Source organism: Pseudoalteromonas sp. KG3, assembly GCF_030436385.1.
GTDB classification, from domain to species: domain Bacteria; phylum Pseudomonadota; class Gammaproteobacteria; order Enterobacterales; family Alteromonadaceae; genus Pseudoalteromonas; species Pseudoalteromonas prydzensis.
Map to the genome: position 1 here is coordinate 24,789 of NZ_CP098525.1, position 12,702 is coordinate 37,490.

A 12,702-nucleotide genomic window follows, 5' to 3' on the forward strand; every position below is an offset into this window, starting at 1 on the left:
AATACGTATGACTCCCCTTAAACGTTTCGATTTAAATTTATCTAAACGGTCACTTACTATTTTTCAAATGATATGTCAGCTATCGCCTTAGCAAATCTAGCCGATACAAAAAAATCTGTATGGAATAAGTTTAAGGCTAGTTAAATTCCACATTGTGGAATAAACACATCCTCATATTTTATTCTGCAAAAATAGAATCCTTTTTTCCACATTACTAGAAGCAGATAGTTACCCCGTCAGTTTTGAAGAGAAGCGGGCTGTTTAGTACATTATCTATGTAAAAATGCGAAACTCTCTTTGAACATCAAAGCAATTAGAAAAGAGTAATTTCAGAGGCGTACTTATTAAAGTAGGGGAGGGGGCAGGTTTGTTACTTTAATTTACGCTCAGCTGAGATTAATTTAGATATATAGATATGCTCAGGAAATATATTTATCTATCTCGTTAAGCTTTAACTGTTTGCCTTTGAAGCATAACTTTTATCTATTAAGTGATTTTTAGGTACAATCCAGTTAGGTCAATTTCACTCAGGCAGGTTGTGATTGATGGCTAAATCTTATGTTTTTATCAAGCTAGCTCTTATTTATTAGTAATACATAGGTTGATTATGACATTAAGTGATAACTTGGTGATTGAAAATGATTTAAATTGCTTGACTATGTTGGTTGTGGATGTAGTATTAGATGCAATGAATTTAAAAGTGATTTAAAAATAATTAACAGCTGGAGTTAAACAGAATATGCCACGCAAACTAGACGAATATAAACACGTAAATTATAGCTGGGATGACTCTGTTGCAGATGAGTTAACCCCAATTGAAAGTTTGGTCTATCGCTCGAATATTTTAGGAGCAGACCAGCGTATTACTAATACAGGTGGTGGTAACACTTCTGCAAAATTGATTGAAACTGATCCATTAACTGGTGAAGCAGTTGAAGTACTTTGGGTCAAAGGCTCAGGTGGTGACTTAAGAACGGCTAAAAAAGAAAATTTTTCTTCTTTATACCAAGGTAAATTGAACGCACTTGATGCTACTTACCAAGCACGTGAAGATAAAGGTTATAAACAAGCTGGTGAAGATGCAATGATTGGTATGTACAAGCATTGTAATTTCTGTTTAAACCCACGGGCATCATCAATTGATACACCTTTACATTCAATGATTGCTGATAAGCACGTAGATCACTTACATCCAAACGCAGTTATCTCGATTGCATCATGTAAAGATCAAGAAGCTTTAACAGAGAAAGTTTGGGGTGGAAAGATGGCATATGTGCCATGGATGCGTCCTGGTTGGGAAGCCGCTAAAGTATGTGAAGAAGCTTACGCTGAAAAACCTGATAGTATTGGTATCTTATTAGGTCAACATGGTCATACCAACTGGGAGTCAGAAAGTAAAAGCTGTTACGAAACATCATTATGGGTAATCGAAACTGCAGCTCGATATATTGAAGAACATGATAAAGGTGAAATGACCTTTGGCGGTGCAAAGGTAGAAAGCTTATCTGAGGAAGCGCGTTCTGAGTTACTTGCTAAATTCTTACCTGTTGCACGTGGTGTTTTATCTAACAAAGTTAAGTTTATAGCAACAGTACAATCTGACGATACTGCTTTACGTTTTGTTAATAGTGTTGATGCGCCGCGTTTGGCTAAACTAGGTACGTCATGTCCTGACCATTTCCTAAGAACTAAAATTCAACCATTATATGTTGATTACAATCCAAAAACTGATGATTTTGATGCGCTAGTTGAAAAGTTAAATTCAGGTATTGAGCAATATCGTGTTGAGTATGCCCAATACTACAATAGTTGTAAGCGCGACGATTCACCAGCAATGCGTGACCCAAGCCCAACGGTTATCTTAATACCAGGTGTTGGTATTATTGGTTGGGGTAAAAATAAATCAGAATCGCGTGTTACTACTGAGTTCTACAATTGTGCTATTGAAGTTATGCGTGGTGCAGAAGCTATTAGTGAGTACACAGCACTTCCTCAACAAGAAGCATTTGATATCGAGTATTGGGCTTTAGAAGAGGCTAAGTTGCAACGTATGCCAAAAGAAGCACCACTAGCGCGTGATGTAGTGGTTGTAATAGGCGCAGGTGATGGTATAGGTAAAGAAACAGCATTTCGCGTAGCAAAAGAAGGCGCGCATGTTGTTTGCGCCGATTTACGTGTAGAAGCTGCACAGAAAACTGCTGATGAACTAACCGCAATATATGGCCAAGGTATTGGTGTTGCTGGCACTGGTATTTCAAGCTGTGGGCCAGCTATAGCTCAAAGTGTTGATATTACTGATCGTGAAAGCGTTAATAAAATGTTTAAAGAAGTGACATTAGCATATGGCGGTATTGATAAAGTAATTGTAACAGCAGGGGTGTTTTTAGCACCTGGCCAAGCTGGTATGACTAATGACCAACAATTTGATGCTAGCTTCGCGGTTAATGTTAAAGGTGGTTATATTGTAGGGACGGAAGCTAACGAAATCTGGAAAGCGCAAGGTTTTAAAGGTGCACTTGTTCTAACAACGAGTGTTAATGCTGCAGTGTCAAAGAAAGGTTCACTAGCATATGACACATCAAAAGCGGCCGCTAATCACTTGGTTCGTGAATTAGCAGTTGAACTATCTCCACTTGTTAATGTGAATGGTTTAGCGCCTGCAACTGTTGTTAAAGGCAGTACCATGTTTCCACGTGACCGTGTAGTAGCATCTTTAACTAAATATAATGTTGAATTTACTGAGCAAGACTCAGATGATGAACTTCGCGATAAGCTAGCTAATTTTTATGCTCAGAGGACACTTACTAAACAACCTATCACTCCAGAAGATCAAGCTGAAGCCGCCTATCTTTTAGTTTCAGGTCAATTAAGTAAAACTACTGGTCAGATCATTAGTGTTGATGGTGGTCTTCACGAAGCTTTCTTACGCTAAGATAATAATAAATAGGATTAATGAATATGACACAACGTATTGATAAAGCGCTAATAACAGACGAAAATGCTAAGTTATTGAGCGATTTAAATGAAGACTATCAAGCATTAGGCAATAAACTTGCGCGTAATGATATCAATATCGAAGAAATTACAGAGAAAGCTCAAGCTTTCCAAATTGCAGTTCCATCTTGGGGCACTGGAACGGGCGGAACACGTTTTGCTCGTTTCCCTGGTGAAGGTGAGCCGCGAAATATCTTTGAAAAATTAGAAGATAGTGCGGTTATTAATGATTTATCTCAGTGTACAGAGCGTGTTTCACCTCATTTCCCTTGGGATAAAGTAGATGACTTTACTGAGTTAAAGCAATTTTCTGATGATTTAAACCTAAGCTGGGATTCGATTAACTCGAATACATTCCAAGATCAACCAGGTCAAGAGCATAGCTTTAAATATGGTAGCTTAAGCAATACAAGCGCTGCTTCTCGTGAGCTAGCAATTGCGCATAACCTTGATTGTATTGAGTGGGGTAAAGCGCTAGGTTCTAAAACATTAACTGTTTGGGTTGGTGATGGCTCTAACCATCCAGGGCAACAACACTTCCAAAGTGCTTTTGAGCGTTACTTAGAAAGCATGAAAACAATTTATGCGGGTCTTCCAAGCGATTGGGAACTCCATATTGAACACAAAATGTTCGAGCCTGCATTTTACTCAACCATAATTCAAGACTGGGGTAGTAATATCCTTGCTGCTATGGAGCTTGGTCCTCAAGCTAAGTCATTAGTTGATTTAGGCCACCATGCACCAAACGTGAATATTGAAATGATTGTGTCTCGACTAATTCAATTTAAAAAATTGGGCGGTTTCCATTTCAATGATAGTAAATATGGTGATGATGATCTCGATAGCGGTAGCTTACATCCCTATCAGCAGTTCTTAATTTTCAATGAACTAGTTGATGCGCAATACCGTAATCAAGAAGGTTTTAACCCTAACTACATGCTAGACCAATCACATAATGTGACTGATCCGATTGAAAGCTTAATGAACTCTGCAGCAAGTGTTCAGCGCTCTTTCGTATCAGCTTTATTGGTTGATCGTGAAAAGTTATCAGAATACCAACAAAACAATGATGCATTGATGGCAAGTAACACACTGAAAAATGCATTTAATACTGATGTTAGCCCTATCTTAGCGATGGCTCGCTTACGTAAGGGCGGTGCAATTGACCCAATTGCGACTTATCGTAAAGCTAACTATCGTTCAGCAGTAGCTGCTAAACGCCCATCAAGCGGCGGTAATGGTTCAGGTATCGTTTAAAAGATACTTAATCGAAAATACACATGCAGAGGTATTAAATCGCCTTTGCATGTGTATTTGCATAAAAACACACACAAAAATAATGAACGTCGATTAATTTGTCACAAGAAAAACAAAAATTGGCGCAGTGGAAGCCTTATGCGTAGTGCAGAAGAATTTGAAACTCAACCCGTTTCTCCCAATAAGTTACAATCAGCAAATACATTTGCAGGTAGCTATGCTGGTGAGCATGTTGCGGGTACTGAGTTTGTAATAGGTGCTTTATTTGTATCATGGGGCGTAGGGGCCAGTGATATTTTATTCGGTTTATTACTGGGTAACTTATTAGCGGTTTTAACTTGGAGCTTGATCACAGCGCCGATAGCCACGGATACTCGGCTAACTCTTTATGCCTACCTTGAAAAAATTGCAGGTCCGGGCACTATAAAACTTTACAGTGTAATAAACGGTATATTATTTTGCGTGCTTGCTGGCGCAATGATAACAGTATCAGCATCAGCTGTTCGTATTCTTTTTGATATTCCTCCTCAAGTAGATTGGTACCCAACAGATTTAAGATTTGTGCTTGTAGCATCAGGTGTAGGCGCGGTGGTTGTTTATATGGCCGTGAAGGGGTTTGAAAAATTAGCTGCATTTTCTGAGGTCTGTGCACCTTGGATGATTTTAATGTTTATTGTTGGTGCTTTAGTTTTATTGCCAACAATTGTTTCAGCTACCAATGGTGTTAATTCAATTAGTAGCTTTGCAGACTTTTTAAATATTGCTAGTCAATCAATTTGGGTTGATACAGATAGTGAAGTAGGCTTTTGGCATGTAGCCGCTTTTGCTTGGGTTGCTAACTTAGCAATGCATGGCGGGATGGGGGATATGACTCTATTACGTTTTGCTCGTTATTCTCGTTATGGTTATTTCTCGGCACTAGGTATGTTTATTGGCCACTATTTAGCGTGGATTTGTGCAGGTATTATGGGCGCAGGCGCAGCTATTTTACTTAATACGACTATTGTGGTGTTAGACCCAGGTTCAGTTGCTTTTCAAGCACTAGGAACTTGCGGGATTATTGCTGTTATTATTGCCGGTTGGACAACCTCTAATCCAACTATATACCGCGCAGGTCTAGCATTTAGTTCATTAAATCATAAATGGGGGCGTACTAAGGTAACTGTTGTCGTTGGTATTGTTACGACAATTATTGCATGTTTCCCGTTTGTATTTTCTCAATTGTTAGGGTTTGTTGGGATCATGGGCCTGATGATGGCTCCTGTAGGTGCTGTTATTGTAGCTGAGCACTGGCTTTTTCCACGTATTGGTTTCACTCGTTATTGGTCAAAATACAAGGGTAATACTACAAATTACGCAGCCATTATCACGTGGTTAAGCTCTCTAGCGGTGAGTTACTTACTTGAAACGTCAGATACCTTGCACCTATTCTTCATCTTAATTCCAATTTGGATTTTTGCGACGTTGTTGTATTGCGGATTAGCTTATGCAATGGGGGCAAAGAAAACATATTCTGATCAAGCCGTTGCAGAAAGTGCAGAGGCTGAACGTAAGTCGATTGAAGCAGCTTATCTGAAAAAGTTCGAAAGTAATAAAGGATCACAGCAAAAAGAATCTTTACCAATGATGACTAGGGCTGCTTTTATGGTGTCATATTTGGCTCTATTCGTATGTGTATGCTTAGGTATATTTTCTTATGCTAATCAGGATATTGAACTGGTAAGAAGATGGTTAATTGTGCCTACACTGATCTACTTTGTGACTGCCACATTTGCCTATTTGCAAAAAAGTAAAGTGGCTCAAATTGAGCCGTCAGCAGATGGTTTAGATCAAGAGTTGACTACGTATAAGTAAAACGTAAGTCACCTTTATTACAAAAATTACTAAAAAGCTACTCAGACTAAATTAATGATGATCTGTGTAGCTTTTTTAATACTTAAAATTAATTTTCATAGTTAACTAATAGGAGTTTTAATGACTGATTTACGTGACCTAGTACCACCTGGTGTTGTTAACGCGAGCCAGATGAAGGTGTTATTCGATTATGCGAGAGAGAATAACTTTGCTTATCCTGCGGTCAATGTTGTTAGCACTAACTCAATTAATGCGGCACTTGAATCAGCAAAAGAATGCAACTCTCCTATTATTATTCAGCTTTCATATAGCGGATCGGCCTTTTTCGTTGGTAAAGGGGTTGGATTATCAGGACATGAACCATCTATTGCTGGGGCAATCGCTGCCGCTCATTATGTACATGGTGTCGCTAAGTTTTATGGAATACCAGTCATTTTGCACACGGATCACGCTGCTAAAAAGCTTCTTCCGTGGATTGATGGCTTATTAGACGAAGGCGAGTCATATTATAACGCCACAGGAAAGCCTTTATTTAGCTCGCACATGTTAGATTTATCAGAAGAGAGCTTAGAAGAGAACACTGCAACGTGTAAAGAATACTTAGCTCGTATGATTAAGTTAGATATGGGCATTGAAATAGAGTTGGGTTGCACAGGTGGTGAAGAAGATGGCGTTGATAATTCTGGCATAGATAGCTCGCTACTTTATACACAGCCTGAAGATGTTGCTTATGCTTATGAACATCTGATTAAAGTGAGTGATGCATTCACGATTGCCGCATCGTTTGGTAATGTGCATGGGGTATATAAACCTGGAAATGTAAAACTAACGCCACTTATTCTTAAAAATTCACAGGCATATGTTCAAGATAAGTTTAAGCTTGCACATAATAGTTTAAATTTTGTTTTTCATGGTGGATCAGGCTCTTCAGCAGCAGAAATTAAAGAAGCTATTAGTTACGGCGTAATAAAAATGAACATAGATACCGATACTCAGTGGGCTTGCTGGCAGGGCGTACATAAGTATTATCAAGACAATATTGATTACCTGCAATCACAAATTGGATCCCCAAGTGATCCTGATTCACCAAATAAAAAATATTATGACCCTCGAGTATGGCTGCGCCAAATAGAACTATCTATGGCAAAAAGACTACGCCTAACTTTTGAAGAACTTAATTGTATCAATAGATACTGATTTCAGGTCAATTGCGAAAGTAACTTAGATACAAACAGCGTTTATATCTAAGTTTTCTGCATATATTTATGAGCCATCAACATACTCTCCCGCCTGCGATAAACATAGCATTAGAGGTACCTTGCTCTAAATCCTTACACCTTTAACCCGTTTTTGCGAAATGGTGTAGATAAATAATTAATGTTCTTTGGATTTTCTATTGCCCTAATTAAAGTTGCAGCTTGGTATAAAAGTAAGATTCCAGCGACACAGCTTATTAGCTAGGCGATTTGGATAAACAAAATCAGCATTTTATTTTGGCGCAGTTCCCTTAAAGTGTTGCTACACTGTAATTACATACAGTATTTATGGTGGCGCTATCTATGAACAACTCTAAATTTAATTCAATTATTAGCGAATTAGGTCAGTTAACAGATAAGCAATCAAGGGAATTGGAAATTGCACTTCAAGCACAAGACCCCATTGCAACGATACTTCGCCAAATTGAATCTCGACTAATTGAGCATCCTGAATGCCCACATTGTTACAGCAACACAATTAATCGCCATGGAAAAATTAATAAAACTCAACGCTATCGCTGTAAAAATTGTCTAAAAACATTCGTTGCAACAACAAAGACTCCATTAGCACGACTACGGTTGAAAGAGCGCTGGGGGGACTATTTTAATTGTATGCTGCAAGGTAAACCATTACGTGGTTCAGCCCATGAATGTGGCATAAATTTAAAGACATCATTTAGGTGGCGACACCGTTTTTTAACGTTACCTTTTCAGCAAAAAGCCGCAAAATTAGAAGGAATTATAGAAGCGGATGAAACTTTTTTTGCTTACTCTGAAAAAGGAAGCCGAGAGTTAAAACGCCCACCAAAAAAACGCGGGGATAAAGCAGGCAAGCGAGGGCGTTCAAGTGAGGATTGGGTTCCAGTAGTGACATTAAGGGATCGGGGAAAACAGACTTATGAAGCAGTAATGCCTCATGTTACAGCAAAAAAATTGAGTGAAGAATTAAAGAGGAAACTAGAAAAAGACAGTGTACTTTGTACTGATGGGTTCAAAGTTTATATTAAATTCAGTGAAGACAATGAGTTAACTCATAAGCGACTTAACATTTTACATGGAGTTAGGGTGATAGAGAAAGTATTTCATATTCAAAATGTTAATGCGTACCACAGTAGGCTAAAAATGTGGATGCAGCGATTTCATGGGGTTGCCACGAAATACTTAGAAAATTACCTAGGCTGGTTTAGATTTATGGACGATCCAAAAAACTGTAATACAATCAGCTTATTTAAAGCCCAGCAACAGTTAAATGGAACATAGCCTTTATTTTACTTGCATCTGGATGTTGAGGGTTGATAATAAAGTTATATTCTTCAGGGCATAGGCTTGACGGTACTTGGAGTACAGCAGAGTCTCCGCTCATTAAAAAGTCACTCCCTATTGACTGAGTATCAGCAGCATAAGGGTAAGTATTCCAGCCCGAAGGTAACTCCCCCTCAACCAATCGCATTATCTTTAAAGTATCTGGAATTTGGATAAGAACGACACTTTCGTTTTCTTTAAGTATTTATTGAGAGTCACTAACTAATGCTCAAGTATGGCCAATGAACGCGTGAAAGCAGTGTACACAATAGGCGCACCTGAATAATGCCACCGGCCATCTGAAACCATACCGCTCAATCCTGAAAGACAATTACTGGGATTGCTATATTGTTTCTGGTCTGTACGATACACAACCATTACGCTGTAAACCCATACTGCAGCGTATTAATTCGCGCCCACGGATACTGGTCATAATTGTTCGCGGAGGTTGATTATCAAATTGAACATTGGGCGTGTCTAACCATGTATTCCAGTTATCGATATTACCGAAATATGCAGCCCTAAAGCTTGATAACCTAGCGAGTTCAAGCGCATTCTCACTGATCTGCTTACTTAAGGGTGGACTACCCAGGTTTCACTAGACAGTTTTTAACTCAGAATAATACGCTTTTTCAAACTTAGCAGGTGAAGCACCGCCTGTGTGAATGGCGCTTTTTTGGATTGTAAAACATTTCTATAAAATTAAATATCTCAGATTTCGCATCTTCACGTGTCGAGTATATCTTGTGTTTAATTATTTGGTTTTAAATTGTTTGGCCCAAAAGTGTTTGTATGTGTCTTTTTGGTCACTTTTTGCTTTTTAAGTAGCTTTATATAATAACTCCATTGAATAAACACCATTCACTTAGGGGCACAACTATGAAAATTACTCAAATTCGCAATGCAACACAAATCATTGAATATGCCGGAAAGAAATTTCTTATTGATCCATGTTTAGCACCAAAAAATACTTACCCAGGATTCGAGGGAACAGCTAATTCCCATTTGCGTAATCCATTGGTTGAATTACCAATGCCAATAGAGCAAGTGATTGACGTTGATGCGGTATTGTTAACACACACTCACCCTGATCACTGGGATGAGGCAGCTGTAAATGCAATCCCAAAAGATAAGCTGATTTTTGTTCAACACCAGTATGATGAACAAATATTACGGTCTCAAGGTTTTACTAATTTACAAATATTCTCAGAAGACAATGATTTTTATGGTATTTCGTTTACCCGAACTGTTTGCCAACATGGACCTGAGGCCGCATTTGAGCATGAACAAATGGCAGAAATACTGGGTGAAGTAACAGGCGTTATTTTTTCTCATGCTGATGAAGAACCCCTTTATTTGGTGGGAGATACTATATGGACACAAGCTGTCGAAGATACTATGCGCAAAGAGCAACCTGGTGTGGTTATCCTTAATACCCGGTGGGCACATGTATTAGGTTTTGGCCCAATTATAATGGGTAAAGAAGATGTCCTTAAAACACATCAAGTTTTGCCTAATGCAAAAATAGTGACTACGCATATGGGGGCAGTTAATCACGCATTAGTGACCACTCAACAGATGCGAGACTATGTTAAATCAATTGGTATAAGCGAATCAGTTTTTGTACCTGAAGATGGCGAAACCGTCTGTATTTAGAGTTATCGGGAGTTATTATGAAAATATTAAACAATGCTGATTTAGTAACACGTTTTTATCAATTAATAGAAGATAACAACTATGCAGCCTTAAAAGAAATATGCCACGAGGATTTCAGGTTTTACTCGCAACTAGATACCCCGTTAGATATTGATGGGTTTCTAGCGCAAGAGAAAGGTAACATGGATGGTTTTCCTGGTTTTACCTTTCGAATTCATGAAATGTTTGTTCAGAATGATAAAGTCGCATGCTATTTGATTTTTGAAGGTGTTAATAGTGCGGCTATGCATGGTGTAGCACCGACAAATAACTCTGTTCGTTTTTCTCTTATGGCGATGTTAACGATAAAGGATGGCAAAGTGATAGAAAAGCGTGTTCATTTGAACGACGCTGATATTCAAAAACAATTGGATCGTTAATTGTACATCACCACGTGGTCTTATGATTGCGTGGTTTTAATACTGAGAATACTGAGTTAGATGAAGCTAAAGCCAAGCGTTTTTCTCACGATTCTTACGTCCAAGTCTAAGTATAAAAACTTCATTTGTTATACGGTTTTATTTCTCTTATTGGGGGATAAATTTAGCAAGTAACAGTTTGTGAGTAATAGAATAAAGCCGCTTTACTTAAAGCAAAACGGCTTATGACAGAACAAAGAGCTTATATTAAAAGCTAGTTTTAATTAACCTTACAGTGCGTACTTAACCCTGATAATGCAAGGTCACTCAAAGCTTTAGTTGGCGCTGCGCAACCTTGGCTGATGATATGAACACCCATAGTGTGCGCTTGCGGTGACAATGCTGTATGAGTAATACAATGTTGGGTCATCATGCCTGTTAAGTGGATATCTGTAATACCACTTTCCTTTAAAAGCTGCTCTAAGTTAGTTTCAAAAAAGCTATCTGGATGTTTTTTCACAACAAGTGGAGAATCTCCTAATGCTGCTACTATATCAGGATGGATTTTAGAGCCTTCGCTATCTGGGCGGAAAAATGGGGCATCTGCGCTGGCAATATGCTGCACACCTACAACTAACCAGCCATCTGAGCGTGCTTTTTGAATGGCTTGCACCGCAGCGTTACAAGCTTCTTGTGCTCCTTCTAGTGGAAAGGCACCATCAGTAAAATAGTCATTTTGTATATCAATAACAATTAATGCATTTTTCATTTTTAATCCTTATATAGGTTGTTGAATAAATTTAATTTAATTGTGTTAAGAGTTGGCAGTAAAGTTTGGTATTAACTTATACTTAAACTGCAAAGTGAAGCTCTTTAATAAATTGTTTAGATGAGTCATTATGATCATTATTTGCACTTACAAACATTGACCCAAATGACAAATATAGAAATGATTGGGCCAATTGCTGATCCGCATTAATAAGGTAAAATTAGGCCTATGCATATCCCTAGCGTCGCTATACTCCTCTATCCAAGCTTTAGTCTTTTTCATATTGCGGTCCCGCAAACCGTTTTCTCATTGATGCCCGAAGGAAAGCCACTTTTCGATGTAAAGTTATTCTCAACTGATGGCGGTTCACAACAAGCAGAAAACTGTATGGTAGTGCAAGCAGATGGGGGTATAGAGCTACTAGAGTCAGCTGATATTGTGATAATTCCGGGCTGGCATGACTTAGACTGTGAGCCAGCACCTCATTTAGAGCAAGCGCTTATCAAGGCTTATGAACGAGGGGCAAAAGTCGTAGGGCTATGTTATGGTGCGTATGTGCTCGCCTATAGTGGCTTACTAAATCAAAAAGAAGCTGCTACTCATTGGATGGCAGAAGAAGACTTTAACCATCGCTTTACACAGGTAAAACTCAATACCAATGCACTGTATGTTGAAAGCGAACGCGTTGTAACCTCAGCAGGCACGGCTGCCGCTTTAGACTGTTGCTTGTATATTGTAAGGTCACAATACGGCACTAAAATAGCAAACCAAATGGCGCGTATTTTAGTTGTTCCGCCTCATAGGGAAGGCGGTCAAGCACAATTTATTGCCCAGCCTATCCCTAAATCGACGCAAAATGCAGAAATAAATCGTCTACTCGATGATTTACGAGGAAACATTGCCAAAGACTACTCAATTACAGAACTGGCCGAAAAGCTGTGTATGAGCCGTCGAACCTTCACCCGACATTTTAATAAAGCAACCGGTATGTCATTTAGAAAATGGCTTATTAATGAGCGTCTAGCACACAGCCTTGAACTTCTTGAAAATAGCAGTGTTCCTGTAGAAAGGGTTGCTGAAATGATCGGCTTTCAAACCCCCACGTCATTTCGACAACATTTTAATCACCGTTTTCACGTGACTCCTAGCGCTTGGCGAAAAACGTTTGGCCAACGGTAATAGATTGCAAGCCAGAATGAGATAAGTAGTGGAATCA

12 protein-coding genes are annotated in these 12,702 nt (G+C 38.7%); 8 read left to right on the top strand and 4 right to left on the bottom strand.

Going from position 1 to position 12,702, the window contains the following annotated elements; genetic code table 11:
- The first annotated feature begins 739 nt into the window (after positions 1 to 739).
- The 5 genes from NDQ71_RS23620 (at position 740) to NDQ71_RS23640 (ending at position 8,621) form a co-directional block, all read left to right on the top strand.
- Positions 740 to 2,932, top strand: coding sequence for a bifunctional rhamnulose-1-phosphate aldolase/short-chain dehydrogenase (locus NDQ71_RS23620; RefSeq protein WP_301563136.1), 2,193 nt, complete (start codon positions 740 to 742; stop codon positions 2,930 to 2,932).
- A gap of 26 nt (positions 2,933 to 2,958) precedes the next feature.
- Complete coding sequence (rhaI, locus tag NDQ71_RS23625; RefSeq protein ID WP_192541859.1) at positions 2,959 to 4,251, top strand: L-rhamnose catabolism isomerase; 1,293 nt, start codon at positions 2,959 to 2,961, stop codon at positions 4,249 to 4,251.
- A gap of 138 nt (positions 4,252 to 4,389) precedes the next feature.
- A complete protein-coding gene (locus NDQ71_RS23630) occupies positions 4,390 to 6,105 on the top strand; it encodes a nucleoside transporter (protein ID WP_192541858.1) in 1,716 nt (571 codons plus the stop codon).
- A 120-nt stretch (positions 6,106 to 6,225) separates the two neighbouring features.
- Positions 6,226 to 7,302 (top strand): class II fructose-bisphosphate aldolase, encoded by a 1,077-nt coding sequence (gene fbaA / locus NDQ71_RS23635; protein ID WP_301563137.1) that lies wholly within the window; start codon positions 6,226 to 6,228, stop codon positions 7,300 to 7,302.
- Between the two features lie 362 nt (positions 7,303 to 7,664).
- Positions 7,665 to 8,621, top strand: a complete 957-nt coding sequence (locus NDQ71_RS23640) for an IS1595 family transposase (RefSeq protein ID WP_192541856.1) — start codon at positions 7,665 to 7,667, stop codon at positions 8,619 to 8,621.
- Here the strand turns inward: NDQ71_RS23640 and NDQ71_RS24475 are convergent.
- From NDQ71_RS24475 to NDQ71_RS23645, 3 genes are all read right to left on the bottom strand, one after another.
- Positions 8,590 to 8,811 carry an RES family NAD+ phosphorylase gene (locus tag NDQ71_RS24475; protein ID WP_225736621.1) on the bottom strand — a complete coding sequence of 74 codons (222 nt, stop codon included), beginning with the start codon at positions 8,809 to 8,811 and terminating at the stop codon, positions 8,590 to 8,592. The genes NDQ71_RS23640 and NDQ71_RS24475 overlap by 32 nt on opposite strands.
- A 74-nt stretch (positions 8,812 to 8,885) precedes the next feature.
- Complete coding sequence (locus NDQ71_RS24480) at positions 8,886 to 9,041, bottom strand: RES domain-containing protein (protein ID WP_367318027.1); 156 nt, start codon at positions 9,039 to 9,041, stop codon at positions 8,886 to 8,888.
- Entirely contained in the window at positions 9,007 to 9,255 is a 249-nt protein-coding gene (locus NDQ71_RS23645; protein WP_192541881.1) for an MbcA/ParS/Xre antitoxin family protein, read from the bottom strand. Before NDQ71_RS23645 ends, NDQ71_RS24480 begins: the two co-directional genes overlap by 35 nt.
- Positions 9,256 to 9,542: 287 nt before the next feature.
- On the opposite strand from NDQ71_RS23645, the gene NDQ71_RS23650 reads away from it, so the two are divergent.
- A complete protein-coding gene (locus tag NDQ71_RS23650; RefSeq protein WP_301563138.1) occupies positions 9,543 to 10,319 on the top strand; it encodes an MBL fold metallo-hydrolase in 777 nt (258 codons plus the stop codon).
- 17 nt (positions 10,320 to 10,336) lie between these two features.
- A complete protein-coding gene (locus tag NDQ71_RS23655; protein WP_301563139.1) occupies positions 10,337 to 10,738 on the top strand; it encodes an ester cyclase in 402 nt (133 codons plus the stop codon).
- A gap of 259 nt (positions 10,739 to 10,997) precedes the next feature.
- On the opposite strand, the gene NDQ71_RS23660 is transcribed toward NDQ71_RS23655, so the two are convergent.
- A complete protein-coding gene (locus NDQ71_RS23660; protein WP_192541853.1) occupies positions 10,998 to 11,486 on the bottom strand; it encodes an isochorismatase family protein in 489 nt (162 codons plus the stop codon).
- Between the two features lie 228 nt (positions 11,487 to 11,714).
- On the opposite strand from NDQ71_RS23660, the gene NDQ71_RS23665 reads away from it, so the two are divergent.
- Positions 11,715 to 12,665 carry a GlxA family transcriptional regulator gene (locus NDQ71_RS23665; RefSeq protein WP_192541852.1) on the top strand — a complete coding sequence of 317 codons (951 nt, stop codon included), beginning with the start codon at positions 11,715 to 11,717 and terminating at the stop codon, positions 12,663 to 12,665.
- The last annotated feature ends 37 nt before the right edge of the window (positions 12,666 to 12,702 follow it).

What these genes read in the sequence shown, in the direction of transcription:
- NDQ71_RS23620 (WP_301563136.1), top strand. Translation starts at nt 740, where the DNA reads ATGCCACGCAAACTAGACGAATATAAACACGTAAATTATAGCTGGGAT.
- rhaI (WP_192541859.1), top strand. Translation starts at nt 2,959, where the DNA reads ATGACACAACGTATTGATAAAGCGCTAATAACAGACGAAAATGCTAAG.
- NDQ71_RS23630 (WP_192541858.1), top strand. Translation starts at nt 4,390, where the DNA reads ATGCGTAGTGCAGAAGAATTTGAAACTCAACCCGTTTCTCCCAATAAG.
- fbaA (WP_301563137.1), top strand. Translation starts at nt 6,226, where the DNA reads ATGACTGATTTACGTGACCTAGTACCACCTGGTGTTGTTAACGCGAGC.
- NDQ71_RS23640 (WP_192541856.1), top strand. Translation starts at nt 7,665, where the DNA reads ATGAACAACTCTAAATTTAATTCAATTATTAGCGAATTAGGTCAGTTA.
- NDQ71_RS24475 (WP_225736621.1), bottom strand. Translation starts at nt 8,811, where the DNA reads ATGCGATTGGTTGAGGGGGAGTTACCTTCGGGCTGGAATACTTACCCT.
- NDQ71_RS24480 (WP_367318027.1), bottom strand. Translation starts at nt 9,041, where the DNA reads ATGGTTGTGTATCGTACAGACCAGAAACAATATAGCAATCCCAGTAAT.
- NDQ71_RS23650 (WP_301563138.1), top strand. Translation starts at nt 9,543, where the DNA reads ATGAAAATTACTCAAATTCGCAATGCAACACAAATCATTGAATATGCC.
- NDQ71_RS23655 (WP_301563139.1), top strand. Translation starts at nt 10,337, where the DNA reads ATGAAAATATTAAACAATGCTGATTTAGTAACACGTTTTTATCAATTA.
- NDQ71_RS23660 (WP_192541853.1), bottom strand. Translation starts at nt 11,486, where the DNA reads ATGAAAAATGCATTAATTGTTATTGATATACAAAATGACTATTTTACT.
- NDQ71_RS23665 (WP_192541852.1), top strand. Translation starts at nt 11,715, where the DNA reads ATGCATATCCCTAGCGTCGCTATACTCCTCTATCCAAGCTTTAGTCTT.